Below are 15,362 nucleotides of genomic sequence, written 5' to 3'. Positions count from 1 at the left end.
TATGCCGCTAACACACGATAAATCTACGCCGAGACCAATGGAAATTGCCGCTATCGATCTGGGTTCAAACAGTTTCCATATGATCATTGCACGAATCGTTAACGGCGCATTGCAGATCCTTGGCCGGTTAAAACAACATGTCTACCTTGCTTACGGTCTTAATCAAAAAAGTGAATTAAGCGAAGAAGCCATGGAGCGCGGTCTGGCTTGCCTTGCGCTATTTGCTGAGCGACTACAAGGATTTCCGGCAGATAACGTCTGCCTGGTCGGCACTCACAGCTTACGTGAAGCTAGCAACGCCAAAGAATTCATCAGGCGGGCACAAGAAGTCATCCCCTATCCGATTGAAATTATTTCCGGCCACGAAGAAGCCCGCCTGATCTACATGGGCGTCGAACACACTCAGCCGGAACAAGATCGTAAGCTGGTGATTGATATTGGTGGTGGCTCTACTGAACTGGTGATCGGCGAAAATTTTGAACCCTTATTAATAGAAAGCCGCCGGATGGGATGCATCAGTTTTTCTCATCAATTCTTTTCCGACGGTGAAATCAGTGCAGAGAAATTCCGCAGAGCACGGCTTGAAGCAGCTCAAAAACTGGAGAACCTCTCATGGCAATACCGCATAAAAGGCTGGAATTCCGCGCTCGGCGCATCCGGGACAATCAAAGCCGTTTATGAGGTACTGGTCGCAATGGGAGAGAAGGATGGATTAATCACACCTGAACGGCTGGAAATGTTGGTCAAAGAAGTGCTTAAATTCAAAAAGTTTAAAACCCTCGACTTACCTGAATTATCCGATGATCGTAAACACGTTTTTGTTCCCGGCCTGGCTATCTTATGCGGTGTATTCGATGCCCTGCATATAAAAGAGTTACAACTATCAGATGGCGCTCTGCGCGAAGGTGTTTTATATGAAATGGAAGGCCGCTTCCGCCACCAGGACATCCGCCGGAGAACGGCAAAAAGCCTGGCTGAACACTACAATATCGACAGAGAACAGGCAAAGCGTGTGCTCAATACCACTGAAGCGCTTTACCAACAATGGGCCATCCAGAACCCAAAGCTGGTGCAGCCCCAACTCGAAGCAATTTTACACTGGGCGGCAATGCTGCACGAAGTTGGGCTGAGTATTAACTTAAGCGGATTACAGCGACACTCTGCTTATATTCTGCAAAATACCAACTTGCCAGGCTTTAATCAGGAACAACAATTACTGCTGGCGACCCTGGTTCGCTGTCACCGCAAAACAATGAAACTGGATGATTTGCCAAGATTCAATCTATTTAAGAAAAAACAATATCTGCCATTAATTCAAATCCTGCGTCTGGCGACTTTACTCAATAATCAACGTCAATCCACAACCACCCCTGAATCACTCAGGCTGGTTACTGATGATGGTCATTGGGCACTCTATCTGCCTTACAATTACTTATCAGAAAACACCCTGATGCAACTTGATCTGGAAAAAGAGCAGGAATACTGGCATAACGTTACAGGTTGGCAATTAGAAATAGCAGAGGAATCAACATAGCGATTTAGCCCATGAAAAAAAAGAAGCGATCTCAAATTACTAAACTGGTTATACTTATCAGCTTTCTGATTTTATTTGGCCGTTTCATTTATTCGTCCATAGCGGCATTAGATCATCATCAGCAAAGTAAGCAGACAACAATCGAGAAAAATGAAAATCATCAAATGAGATAACAAACAACAGCTTATTCTGGTGTTTGAGCAATATCAGATACAACCTATATTTACAATAAGCGGTGTAACTATTGCTAATCAATATACACAAAAGCTGGTGTATATTCACCAGCACCTTTTATGCATATGAATTTTGATTTTCATTGCTTAAAGTAAAGTTAAGTCAAAATTCAATGTCCTTTACTAAAGCATTGTAATCAATAATTTTAACCTGTTTGTTCTTTGACATAATGATCCCTTTCTCATTCAAGCTCTTAATAGCTCGATTTAATTGCCTAACTGAAACACCTAAAATAGAGGCCAAGTATTCTCTTTTCTCCAGTACAAGCACATCTCCATTTTTCTCCGAATCATGATAAAGAAACCTCTTTAAATTCTCTTCAACAGTTAAAAATGCGCCAGACTTCAATAAAGAAGACTCAAAAAGCTTATTACTAAGCTGCTTACAAACAAACCCGAGAAATCGGGTATCGGTTAACCCAAAAGTTTTCACCGTTTCTAATGGAATTGACAGGAATACTGACGGCTCCTGAACAGAGATAGAATTAATTATACTATACCCCTGGGAATGAAAAAGCTCTAGATCTCCGACAAGAAAAAGCGGAGTGGCAAATGCAAAAACAGAGAATTTACCGTTAGCATTATAAAACTCAACCTTCAATTTACCCTCAACCAGAATATAAAGATGAGTGAATTTTGATAACTGATGTGTAAGATAAGCGTTTTTCTTCCTTTCTACCACATCTAATTTTTCCATAAGTTTTGTTGAAAAAATTTCATCAAGATCATATTTATCAAAATAATATTTAAGTTTTTTCTCTTTATCCAGATGCATATTGAATTCACCATTTTTAGAAGTCATTTCATGACTAAGTATATTATAGCATTTACGACATCTCTATTTATCCTCTGTCGAGTTCTCTATGTCAACTATTCATTAAAAACAGATAATATATTCAATAGACATTTATCTTATTTAATATAAAAATATAACTTAATTTTCCACCATTAAAATATCATTATTTCTTTTTCTAATCTATTCTTTAACTCCTTACTACAAAACGAGGCACGTAATGCATTCAAATTTGTTTCAATAAAATCACTATATTGCCAACCAAAATACCTATTAATCTTTAAATACTCTTCACATAAAGTTATATTTGCCACTGCTCTGGCATCTGTATTAATACCAATATTTACCCCAGTTTTCTTTAAAATATTAACCGGGTGGTTTTCATAAGCATCATAAATATCGCAAACAATATTACATGTCGGACATATTTCTAAATGTATATTTCTTTCTATAAGATAATTAATAACACCTTGATTTTCAACACTTCTTACTCCATGACCTATACGAGAAATATTTAATTTATTAATAGTTTCACGTACACTTTCAGCCCCCTTTGCTTCTCCTGCGTGCGCAATAACATTTCCGCCATTTTCCAATACCATTCTAAATGCTTTCAAATGAGCATTAAGTGGATATCTTGCCTCATCAGCAGCAAGGTCAAGAGCAACGACACCAATATGAGAATATTTATTTACAAGATATGCTGTTCTCAAACTTTGATCTTCTGAAAAATGCCGCAAGGTACATAATATTAAACCTGCCTCTATACCATATTTAATCGACGAATTTTTCATTGCCACCAGAACAGTTTCAACAATATCGCAGTCACTTAATCCCAGGCGAAGATGAAGTAAAGGGGCGAATCTAATTTCAGCATAGACTATATTATCGTTCTTTAATTGTATAAAAAGATCTTCTACAGCATCAGCTATCACATTCTTTTTTTGCAACATATCTAATGAAGGGCCTATTTTACTTAAGAAATCGCCTAAATCATGGCATTTTTCAGGCGCGATATACTTTTCACGAAACAATATTGGGCTAATATCAGGAATATATTTTCTAACAAAATGATAACTCAATCCAGTATCAAGATGTGTATGTAATTCTATTTTTTTCAGCAAAGCAGGATTAAAACTCATCTTTTACCCTCATATATTATTATAATTTATGATAATAAAGTGAACAGTTTATTCTTAAATACACTGCCTTTGATTTTCATAATGAACGTCATATTATGACGTTTATTGAGAAGATGAGTTGAATCAATAACTAAATGCCCATACGAACGTTCACTTTGATATTCAACATAACCATACACCGCTAATTTATCTGCTATCATCTCATCCGGATATAAAGCAACAGCCATTGTTATCGGATCGGGCAAATCAAATCCTTTTCTATTACACCTTTCTGCATTGAACTCAATCAGTGTTTTATTACATCTCACTGCAAACTGACCAAGATCACTTAAGGAACTTAATTTATCCATATCAGATTCATTAATAAAAGCGTCTTCCATACCTAACTCCCATCCACAAAAAACAAGAGGCAATCCAGAGTTCAACACGATATGTGCCGCCTCAGCATCTGCATAAATATTGAATTCGGCTAAGGGGGTAATATTACCTGGTTTCAATCCAGCACCGCCCATGATATAAACGGCTTTGACGAACTTATATAAATCAGGTTCTTTTAACACCGCCATCGCTAAATTTGTCAGTGGGCCCAAAGTGATTATTTCTATCTCACCAGAAAATTTTTTTACGATATCAATGATTGCATCTACTGCATGTTTAACTTCTGCTATTAATGAAGATGCCGGTAAATTCATATCACCCATGCCATCTTTTCCATGAATATGATATGAAGTATAGCATTCTCTAAATAACGGTTTACTCATTCCCTCATATATCGGAGGAATATATGTCCCCGCTTTTTCGATACTTATTAATGCATTTTTTCTGCACTGGTTAATGGCACAATTACCTGCAACAATAGTGATAGCTTCAATAAAGACCGATGGCTCACGAAGCGCCATTAGCAATGCAACCGCATCATCGGAAGCCGTATCTGTATCGATAATAAAATGTCTCATCACATACCTCTCTTATATCATGCGCCTTACATTAGGTTATAAACTCCAAGAAAAAAAAGTCATATGACCTTTTTCTGGCATTAGAAGGTAATAAGCACAGAACTATGGCAGGAATATGTGATCTATTTCACAATAATCCGTTCCTAAATAATTTTACAAGATGTCACATAAGTAACATATATACACAAAGAATGGCAAAAATATCCTAATAAAATTAACAATTAAAGTTATTCGCACAAATGATATCTTTCCAGTCACATTAAAATATGAATTACATATTTATATTCATTCTATTTCCTCTGTATTCTATAATCAGCCTGAATTTTATAAAAAATTAAAATATATCATTCAATAATGACAAGAAAATGAAAGTAACAAAGCTACCATCATTTACATAATTCTTGGAGCAGTCTCGAAAAAACTGACAAAAAACACCTCAATTTACCTTAAAAAGCACTTCCTTGACATATTCTCCACACTTTCTCCATTTTTTAGCCTATCCTCACTGGCTAAACTAGCAGAATACGATTAAACCGATATTGCAGTCGGACATAATCAAGCAACACCTTGCATTTAAGAGAATGTCGAAGAAATGAATAAAAATAATAAACGCCGTATCCTCCTTTTCCGTGCAGCACTGGCCGCTGTTGCCATCACTGCCGCTATATTTATCTGGTGCCAATTTAAAACGCCTTCGGCCCCTCAACAATCTGGCGCATCGGATCAACCCTCTGGTTTAAGGCGCCCTCCTTTACCTCCTGTTCAAATTGCCACCGCAAAAGAGCAGACCGTACCACGCTTTCTGACCGGACTCGGCACCATTCAGGCCGCCAATACCGCCACCGTAACCAGCCGGGTTGAAGGACAGCTTATAGCTCTGCACTTTCAGGAAGGTCAACAGATTAAACAAGGTGATTTATTGGCAGAAATTGATCCTCGCCCTTTTCAAGTTCAGTTAGCACAAGCCAAAGGCCAACTTGCCAAAGATGAGGCAATACTGGCGAATGCCCGCCAGGATCTAAGCCGCTACCAGAAACTGGCAAACACTAAACTGATTTCCCAACAAGAAATGGATAATCAGCGTGCACTTGTTCGCCAACATGAAGCCAGTCTGAAAGTTGATCAAGCCGCAATTGACAGTGCAAAACTCCAACTCACTTACAGTCGTATTACCGCCCCCATTTCCGGTCGGGTGGGTCTGAAACAGATCGATGTAGGGAATTTTATCGCCAGTGGCAACAATTCTCCTATTGTTGTTATCACACAAACAGATCCCGCGGATGTGCTGTTTTCATTGCCCGAAAACGATATCAATGCCGTTTTGCAAGCTCAGAAAGCGAATCATGATGTTGTTGTCAGCGCATGGGATCGCAACAACCGGCAACAACTTGCCGAAGGAAAATTGCTGAGTATTGATAATCAAATCGATACTGCTACCGGCACCATTAAGCTGAAAGCCCGTTTTGCCAATCAAGGTGACATTCTGTTCCCGAACCAGTTCGTTAATATCCGGATTAAAGTTGATACGCTGGAAAACGCAGTGGTAATCCCAAACGCTGCTCTGCAAATGGGTAATGAAGGGAATTTTGTCTGGATACTGGGTAAAGATAATAAAGTCAGCAAACATCTAGTCTCAGTCAAATTGCAGGATACACAACGGGTTGTTATCAATACCGGCCTGACGGCAGGTGATAAAGTGGTGACTGATGGTATCGATCGCCTGACAGATGGCGCTAAGGTGGATATTGTCACACCGATGGTAAATAAGATTCAGCCGCAAAAACACGGCAAAATGGAGAACTCCTGATGCAAGTGAGCTCCCAAATTCCAGGAGGTGGACCATCACGCCTGTTCATCCTGCGCCCCGTTGCCACCACACTGTTCATGATAGCAATCCTACTGGCGGGAATTATCGGCTATCGCATGTTGCCGGTATCTGCGCTGCCGGAAGTCGACTATCCGACAATTCAGGTTGTCACACTCTACCCCGGCGCAAGCCCTGATGTGATGACTTCCGCAGTCACCGCACCACTGGAACGCCAGCTTGGACAGATGTCCGGTCTTAAACAGATGGCATCCCAAAGTTCCGGCGGAGCTTCCGTTATCACATTACAATTTCAGCTAACTTTGCCATTAGATGTCGCCGAGCAGGAAGTACAAGCGGCCATTAATGCCGCCAGTAATTTATTGCCCAATGACCTGCCCTATCCTCCCATTTACAGCAAGGTCAACCCCGCGGATCCCCCTATTCTCACGCTGGCCGTCACCTCCGGGGCGATGGCAATGACGCAAATTCAGGATATGGTCGAAACCCGTATCGCACAGAAAATTTCACAGGTAAATGGTGTTGGATTAGTGACACTGGCCGGCGGTCAGCGTCCAGCGGTCAGAGTGAAGTTGAATGCTCAGGCTGTCGCCGCACAGGGATTGGATAGCGAAACTGTCCGTACCGCGATCAACAATGCCAACGTTAACTCCGCCAAAGGCAGCCTTGACGGCCCGACCCGTTCTGTCACGCTTTCGGCCAACGATCAAATGAAGTCAGTAAATGATTACCGCAAACTGATCGTTGCCTATAAAAATGGGGCGCCGGTGCGGTTACAAGATGTCGCAACCATTGCACAAGAGGCCGAAAACACCAAACTGGGCGCATGGGCAAATAACAAACAGGCAATTGTGATTAATGTCCAGCGCCAGCCGGGGGTTAACGTGATTGAAACCACCGATAATATTCGTCAGATGTTGCCGGAACTCATCAGCAGTTTACCGAAATCTGTCGATATGAAAATTTTGACCGACCGCACCACAACGATTCGCGCCTCAGTGAAAGATGTTCAGTTTGAGCTGTTACTGGCGATTGCACTGGTTATCATGGTGATTTACCTTTTTTTACGTAACGGCATCGCCACACTTATCCCAAGTATCGCCGTTCCTCTTTCATTGATCGGCACATTTGCAGTGATGTATTTCTGCGGTTTCTCCGTGAATAACCTGACGCTAATGGCGCTCACCATTGCCACCGGTTTTGTGGTGGATGACGCCATTGTGGTAATCGAGAATATCTCCCGCTATATAGAGCAAGGGGAGAAACCGATGGCAGCAGCGTTGAAAGGCGCAGGTGAAATCGGTTTTACCATTATCTCCCTGACTTTCTCCTTGATCGCAGTGCTGATCCCACTGCTTTTTATGGGCGATATCGTTGGCCGCCTTTTCCGTGAGTTTGCTATTACCCTGGCCGTGGCCATTCTGATTTCAGCGGTTGTCTCACTGACATTGACACCCATGATGTGCGCCAGAATGCTCAAACCAGAATCAAAGGTAAAACACAATCGTTTTGAACAAGCCAGTGAACGCTTTTTTGAACGGACAATTGCCGGTTATGCCGTATGGCTGAAAAAAGCACTGAACCATCCGTGGATCACACTTAGCGTCGCCTTAAGCACCCTGGCACTGACTACCCTGCTTTATCTCATTATTCCAAAAGGATTTTTTCCATTGCAAGATAACGGGCTGATTCAGGGAACACTGGAAGCGCCGCAATCAATTTCCTTTGCGGCAATGGTGGATAAACAGCGGCAGGTTTCATCCTTATTATTGCAAGACCCGGCAGTGGACAATATCACCACATTTGTCGGCATTGATGGCAGCAGCAACCCAACACTGAATAACGGCCGGTTGCAAATCACACTAAAACCACTCAATCAGCGTGATGACAGAATCGCCGAAATTATTCCACGTTTGCAGGAAAGAATTGCTTCTATACCCAACGTAAAACTCTATCTGCAACCCATGCAGGATCTGACGATTGATACTCAGGTTACACGTACCCAATATCAATTTACATTACAGACGACTTCCCTGAATGAACTGGGTATTTGGGTGCCTAAATTACTGGCTGAACTGAAACAGAGATCAGAATTGGTTGACGTCAGCAGTGACTGGCAAGACCAAGGGCTGATCGCCTATGTCAAAGTGGACAGAGACACCGCCAGCCGATTAGGCATCTCAATGGCAGCCGTAGATAACGCACTCTACAACGCATTCGGCCAGCGGCTAATATCAACAATTTATACTCAGGCTAATCAGTACCGGGTTGTACTGGAACATGATATGACATCAACCCCGGGTCTGGCCGCATTTGATAACATCCGTCTCAACGGAACTGACGGCAATACCGTCCCACTAAGAGCTATCGCCACTGTTGAACAAAGATTTGGCCCACTGGCAATTAACCATCTGGCACAATTCCCCGCCGCGACATTTTCTTTCAACGTTGCTGAAAACGCCTCTCTTGAACAGGCAGTCAATGCTGTTCGTGATGCTGCTCAATTGATCAAAATGCCCAAAGACATAACCACCCAGTTCCAGGGAGCAACACTGGCATTTGAAAGCGCGCTGGGTAATACATTGTGGCTGATCGCAGCTGCCATCATCGCCATGTATATCGTGTTGGGGATCCTGTACGAAAGCTTTATCCATCCGGTGACAATTCTCTCCACTTTACCGACCGCAGGAGTAGGTGCACTGCTGGCACTGATGATGGCAGGTCACGAACTGGATGTTATTGCGATCATCGGCATTATCTTGCTGATAGGTATTGTGAAGAAAAATGCCATCATGATGATCGATTTTGCATTGGCGGCAGAACGCGAACAGGGATTATCCCCTTACGAAGCAATTTATCAGGCATGTTTATTGCGTTTTCGTCCGATTCTGATGACCACAATGGCAGCATTGCTTGGTGCACTACCCTTGATGCTCAGTACCGGTGCAGGTGCCGAATTACGCCGTCCTCTGGGTATCTGTATGGTAGGTGGACTGATTATGAGCCAGATCCTGACGCTGTTTACCACCCCAGTGATCTATTTACTGTTTGACCGGCTGGCGCACTATCGCCGCAACCGCACGTTCTCAGTACCGGATATTTCATCCATTGATCATCAGGAGCCGCGGTGAAATTCTTTGTTTTATTTATCCAACGCCCAGTTGCCACCACGCTATTAAGTTTAGCCATAACCCTGTGCGGGCTATTGGGGTTTACCCTGTTGCCAGTTTCTCCTTTGCCGCAAGTGGATTTTCCAGTGATCTCCGTCTATGCCTCATTACCGGGCGCCTCACCGGAGACAATGGCCTCATCTGTCGCGACCCCGCTGGAACGTGCTTTAGGCCGAATTGCCGGTGTTAATGAAATGACATCCAGCAGCGCCCTTGGCAGTACCAATATCATACTTGAATTTGACCTGAGCCGTGATATTAACAGCGCGGCACGGGATGTACAGGCAGCATTGAATGCTGCTCAAAATATGTTGCCTTCCGGTATGCCTGGCAGGCCAGGTTATTACAAAGCAAACCCCTCCGATGCCCCCATTATGATCCTGACACTGACTTCTGATACCTATAATCAGGGGCAGCTTTATGATTTTGCGTCTACTCAACTGGCACAGAAAATTGCACAAGTTGAAGGCGTCAGTGAAGTCTCTATTGGCGGCAGTTCATTACCCGCAGTAAGAGTTGAATTGAATCCCAGCGCGCTGTTTCATCAGGGTGTTTCTCTGGATGCAGTACGCAAAGCAATCAGCAATGCCAATGTCCGCCGTCCACAGGGCTATGTGGATTCAGAGCAACAACGCTGGCAAATTCAAACAAATGATGAGCTAGAAACAGCCAAAAGTTATCGCCCGATAATCGTTCACTATAATAACGGCTCACCGGTGCGATTGCAGGATGTCGCGAATGTAAAAGATTCTGTTCAGAATGTTAGAGCAGCCGGCATGTCTGGTGGTGAACCGGCTATTTTGCTGATCATTCGCCGTGAAGCCGGTGCGAATATTATCGCCACGGTAAACCGGATTCGTGAACAATTACCGGCGCTACGTGAATCCATTCCTGCCTCTATTCAGCTTAAAGTAGCTCAGGATCGCACACCGACGATTCGCGCTTCATTGGCTGAGGTAGAACGGGCGCTAGTGATTGCTATCGGGCTGGTGATTCTGGTGGTATTTCTGTTTTTACGTTCTGGCCGGGCAACGTTAATCCCGGCAATTGCGGTGCCCGTTTCACTCATTGGAACGTTTACCGCTATGTATCTGTGCGGTTTCAGTCTGAACAACTTTTCCCTGATGGCCCTGACGATTGCAACGGGATTTGTGGTGGATGATGCGATTGTAGTACTGGAAAATATTTCCCGCCACCTTGAAGCCGGTATCAAACCGATGCAAGCCGCACTGCGTGGTGTCCGGGAAGTGGGCTTTACCGTCCTTGCTATGAGCATTTCGCTGGTCGCCGTTTTTATCCCGCTTCTGCTAATGGATGGGCTGGTTGGCCGGCTATTCCGTGAATTTGCCATTACCTTAACCACATCAATCGGTATCTCATTGCTGGTTTCTTTGACACTGACGCCGATGATGTGTGCTCATTTGCTGAAACCTCAACCATCCAAAGCACAGAAAAGAATCCGTGGTTTCGGTAAAGTTCTGCTGAAAATTCAGCAAGGTTATGGGCGCTCCCTGATGTGGATACTGAACCATAGCCGTTGGGTATTGTTAATCCTAGCGGGTATCATTGCCCTGAATATTTGGCTCTATATCAACATCCCAAAAACTTTCTTCCCGGAGCAGGATACCGGCCGGTTGTTGGGGTTTGTCCGGGCAGATCAAAGTATCTCTTTTCAGTCTATGCGTGAAAAAATGAAAAATTTTATGCAAGCAATTGATGCCGATCCTGCGGTAGACAGCGTTACTGGTTTCACTGGTGGTGGACGGGTCAATAACGGCTTTATGTTTATCTCTCTGAAACCATTGAAAGAACGCTCAGACAGTGCCGAACAGGTTATTTCACGCCTGAGAATCAAGCTTGCCAATGAGCCAGGGGCAAACCTGTTTCTCATTCCAGTACAGGATGTCATGGCTGGCAGTCGCCAGTCTAATGCCAGCTACCAATTTACCTTGCTGGCAGATGATCTCAATGATCTCCGCAAATGGGAACCCATTATCCGTAAAGCATTAGGGCAATTGCCCCAATTGACCGATGTTAATTCCGATAAAGAAGATAAAGGGGCTGAAATGGCAATAATCTATGATCGCGACACCATGTCTCGGTTGGGAATTAATGTCAGTGAAGCAAATAGCCTGCTGAATAATGCTTTTGGTCAGCGGCAAATATCCACTATTTATCAGCCACTAAATCAGTACAAAGTTGTGATGGAAGTTGCACCGGAATATACGCAAGATGTCAGCGCACTGGAAAAAATGTTTGTGATAAATAATCAAGGAAAAGCGATTCCCCTCTCCTACTTTGCCCACTGGCAACCGGCTAACGCGCCGCTAAGTGTGAATCATCAGGGGCTTTCTGCTGCTTCAACCATTTCTTTCAATGTACCGGCAGGTTATACCCTCTCCGATGCTATTAATGCGATTGAAAGAACCATGACCGGACTGGGTGTGCCCTCAACGGTTCGCGGCACTTTCGCCGGCACCGCCCAGATTTTTCAGGAAACCCTGAAATCACAATTATTCCTGATCCTGGCTGCCATTATGACTGTCTATCTGGTACTGGGGATACTGTATGAAAGTTATATCCATCCACTGACCATTCTTTCTACTCTGCCTTCTGCCGGGATTGGCGCCCTGCTGGCGCTGGAGTTGTTCGATACACCATTCAGCCTGATAGCGTTAATCGGCATCATGTTGTTGATTGGTATCGTGAAAAAAAATGCCATTATTATGGTGGATTTTGCCATTGAAACTCAGCGTAACGGTAATATCTGCGCCCGCGACGCGATATTCCAGGCCAGCCTGTTACGTTTCCGCCCGATTCTGATGACCACACTGGCCGCCTTGTTTGGTGCTCTGCCACTGGTTTTGGGCAGTGGTGATGGAGCGGAATTACGCCAGCCATTGGGGATAACCATTGTTGGTGGCCTGGTCATGAGCCAACTTTTGACGCTATATACCACACCGGTTGTCTATCTCTGTTTTGATCGGCTGAGGGAGAAATGGCAACAACGGCATGCCACCAAACAGATTGCGGGGCAACTATGAAGCTAGGGATCAGCGGTAAGCTGTTTATGGCTATCTTCGCCGCTTGCATGCTGGTGCTTATCACCATGCATTGGGGTGTAAGAAGCAGCTTTCAGCATGGTTTTATGGGTTATATAAAACAAAATATCCAGTTACGTACATCCATGCTGGCTGAAGCACTGGCTGAGCAATATCAACAATATGGTAGCTGGAAATTCTTAAAGAAAAATGACCGGATCATTTTTCAAATCATTCGTTCCATTGAACAAACCAGTGAAAGCCGCCAGGGTCCACCGCCCCGTGGCTGGCGAACTCAATTTTGGGTCGTGGACAGTGAGATGAAGCTGCTGGTCGGTCATGAAGGTAAAATTCCGGAAGATACCTATCGCAAACCGATCATCTATAATGACCAAGTCGTTGGCTGGGTCATTGTCAGTGCATCAGACAAAATTACCCGTCAGGCAGATATCAGTTTTGATCGCCAGCAGCAACTGACAAGCTGGATAATTGCCAGCTTGTCTACTTTGCTAGCTATCATCGCCACGTTATTGTTATCCCGTGGCATGTTAAAACCTGTTAAGCGTCTGGTCGAAGGAACACATAAACTGGCGTCGGGCGATTTCAGTGTTCGAGTAACACCATCAAGTAAAGATGAAATCGGTCAGCTTGCCCACAATTTTAACCAGCTCGCCAGTACACTGGAAAAAAATGAGCAGATGCGCCGCGATTATATGGCAGATATTTCCCATGAACTGCGCACTCCCCTTTCCATATTGCGCGGTGAACTGGAAGCTTTACAGGATGGCGTTCACCAACCAACACCCGAAACACTGAATTCGTTACTGGCAGAGATCACCACATTGACCAAATTGGTTGATGATCTACACCAGCTCTCTTTATCAGATCGCGGAGCACTGGCATATCGGAAAGAATTTATCAATATCAGTGAGTTACTTCAGGCGGCTATCGCGTCTTATCGTGGGCGCTTCCTTGATAAGCAAATTCAGATGGATGTTAAACTGCCAGAAACTATCATGATGTTTGCTGATCCAAGCAGATTGACTCAACTTTTTCATAATTTGCTGGAAAACAGCCTTCGCTATACTACTGATAATGGCAAACTGACTATTGAAGGGAATTCTGATAATAATTGCTTTATATTGAACTGGCAGGACAGCGAGCCTGGCCTGTTACCCGAACAATGCCAACGGATTTTTGAACGATTTTACCGCAGTGAATCCTCACGAAACCGCGCCAGTGGTGGCTCAGGACTTGGGCTGGCTATTTGCTATAACATCGTTGAAGCACATAACGGTACGATCTGTGCTGAACCCTCACCTTTAGGTGGCTTGAGAATTATCATAGAATTGCCGCTAACTGAATCCCCTGACAGCGAAACGATATGAGTACGGAATTTGACCATTATACTGTTCTAATTGTTGAAGATGAGCCAAAGCTCGGCCAGTTGCTGGTTGATTACCTGCGCGCGGCTGATTACGAAACTCAGTGGCTACTGCGTGGTGATGAAGTTGTTCCCCACGTACAGCAACATAATCCAGATATTATTTTATTGGATCTGATGCTGCCAGGTTGTGATGGCATATCTGTCTGCCGGGAAATCCGCCGTTTCTCTGACGTCCCGATTATTATGGTTACCGCCAAAACGGAAGAAATTGACCGTTTATTGGGACTGGAAATCGGGGCAGATGATTACATTTGTAAGCCTTACAGCCCGCGTGAGATTGTCGCGCGGGTTAAAACCATTCTTCGCCGTTGTTACCGGCCACAGGATATTGTCGGGCAAAGTGATCTGCAAATTGACGAAGCCTGCTTCCAGGCGCGTTACTGCAATAAAATACTGGATTTAACACCAGTTGAATTCCGGTTATTAAAAACGATGGCAAGCCGTCCAGGGCAAGTGTTTTCCCGCGATCAATTACTGAATAATCTGTATGACGATCACCGGATCGTGACAGACCGGACTATTGATAGCCATATTAAAAACCTGCGTCGCAAACTGGACCAATTGGACAACAGTAAAACGTTCATTCGCTCCATTTATGGACTGGGTTACCGGTGGGAAGCAGATATATGCCGTTTGTTATAACTGTCACACTTTAACTGAATTAAATTTCTCTCAACCTTTCGCCGGTCAGAAATTCAGCTATATTAAAAATACTTACCTTAATTGGAGGAATTTCTTATGGCTGTAGGTTATTATGATCTGAGAAGAACAAAAAACAAGCAGTATTACTACAATTTAAAAGCATCGAACGGTGATGTTATCCTCACCAGTGAAATGTACACCACAAAGGCAGCGGCGAATAAAGGGATTCGTTCTGTTCAAGCAAACTCACCGGCAGAAAAAAACTTCGAAATCAGGGAACACAAGTCTGGCAAGCATTATTTCGTGTTGAAAGCCAGGAACTATCAAGTCATTGGTATCAGCGAATCTTTCGATAATGAAACCATTGCCAAAAAGGGCATTCAGTCTGCGATTAAAAATGGCTCCAGTGAAAATGTCCGGGATCTGACAAAGTCAGAGTGATATTTTTTCATCATAAACTGCACCTTATCAGTTGGAATCAATATTCAACTGATAAGGTGCATCTTCATCGACTAACAGAATTGAGCACTTCGAGCTAATAAATTTGTATCTTCAGCAAATTAAGCGTTAGAATCCTCC

At 43.7% G+C, this 15,362-nt stretch carries 10 protein-coding genes; 7 read left to right on the top strand and 3 right to left on the bottom strand.

The genetic code is table 11. The annotated features are described in order from the left end of the window. Position 1 precedes the first annotated feature (1 nt). Positions 2–1,534 carry an exopolyphosphatase gene (gene ppx, locus VY86_RS17460; RefSeq protein ID WP_046975894.1) on the top strand — a complete coding sequence of 511 codons (1,533 nt, stop codon included), beginning with the start codon at positions 2–4 and terminating at the stop codon, positions 1,532–1,534. A 336-nt stretch (positions 1,535–1,870) separates the two neighbouring features. Here ppx and VY86_RS17455 read toward each other — a convergent pair whose 3' ends face one another. The 3 genes from VY86_RS17455 to VY86_RS17445 form a co-directional block, all read right to left on the bottom strand. Next, positions 1,871–2,542: a Crp/Fnr family transcriptional regulator gene (locus tag VY86_RS17455; RefSeq protein WP_046975893.1), complete on the bottom strand. Its 672-nt coding sequence runs from the start codon at positions 2,540–2,542 to the stop codon at positions 1,871–1,873. A gap of 173 nt (positions 2,543–2,715) precedes the next feature. Further along, positions 2,716–3,702, bottom strand: a complete 987-nt coding sequence (add, locus tag VY86_RS17450) for an adenosine deaminase (protein ID WP_046975892.1) — start codon at positions 3,700–3,702, stop codon at positions 2,716–2,718. 26 nt (positions 3,703–3,728) lie between these two features. Beyond that, entirely contained in the window at positions 3,729–4,658 is a 930-nt protein-coding gene (locus tag VY86_RS17445) for a nucleoside hydrolase (RefSeq protein WP_046975891.1), read from the bottom strand. Positions 4,659–5,250: 592 nt separating this feature from the next. Between VY86_RS17445 and VY86_RS17440 the strand changes: the two genes are divergently transcribed. The 6 genes from VY86_RS17440 to VY86_RS17415 all read left to right on the top strand — a co-directional run bounded on the left by VY86_RS17440 (position 5,251) and on the right by VY86_RS17415 (position 15,224). Further along, on the top strand, positions 5,251–6,465 hold the full coding sequence (locus VY86_RS17440) for an MdtA/MuxA family multidrug efflux RND transporter periplasmic adaptor subunit (RefSeq protein WP_046975890.1): 1,215 nt from the start codon (positions 5,251–5,253) through the stop codon (positions 6,463–6,465). Continuing rightward, positions 6,465–9,614, top strand: coding sequence for an MdtB/MuxB family multidrug efflux RND transporter permease subunit (locus tag VY86_RS17435; RefSeq protein WP_046975889.1), 3,150 nt, complete (start codon positions 6,465–6,467; stop codon positions 9,612–9,614). The genes VY86_RS17440 and VY86_RS17435 overlap by 1 nt, the downstream gene beginning before the upstream one ends. Beyond that, positions 9,611–12,697 carry a multidrug efflux RND transporter permease subunit MdtC gene (mdtC, locus tag VY86_RS17430; RefSeq protein ID WP_046975888.1) on the top strand — a complete coding sequence of 1,029 codons (3,087 nt, stop codon included), beginning with the start codon at positions 9,611–9,613 and terminating at the stop codon, positions 12,695–12,697. The genes VY86_RS17435 and mdtC overlap by 4 nt, the downstream gene beginning before the upstream one ends. Continuing rightward, entirely contained in the window at positions 12,694–14,082 is a 1,389-nt protein-coding gene (gene baeS, locus VY86_RS17425; RefSeq protein WP_046975887.1) for an envelope stress sensor histidine kinase BaeS, read from the top strand. The genes mdtC and baeS overlap by 4 nt, the downstream gene beginning before the upstream one ends. Continuing rightward, positions 14,079–14,783, top strand: coding sequence for an envelope stress response regulator BaeR (gene baeR, locus VY86_RS17420; RefSeq protein WP_046975886.1), 705 nt, complete (start codon positions 14,079–14,081; stop codon positions 14,781–14,783). Before baeS ends, baeR begins: the two co-directional genes overlap by 4 nt. Before the next feature lie 96 nt (positions 14,784–14,879). Continuing rightward, positions 14,880–15,224, top strand: coding sequence for a YegP family protein (locus tag VY86_RS17415; RefSeq protein ID WP_046975885.1), 345 nt, complete (start codon positions 14,880–14,882; stop codon positions 15,222–15,224). The last annotated feature ends 138 nt before the right edge of the window (positions 15,225–15,362 follow it).

Source organism: Photorhabdus thracensis, assembly GCF_001010285.1.
Taxonomy (GTDB): domain Bacteria; phylum Pseudomonadota; class Gammaproteobacteria; order Enterobacterales; family Enterobacteriaceae; genus Photorhabdus; species Photorhabdus temperata.
Note: the sequence above shows the minus strand (reverse complement) of the source record. Positions and strands in the feature narration are given on the sequence as shown.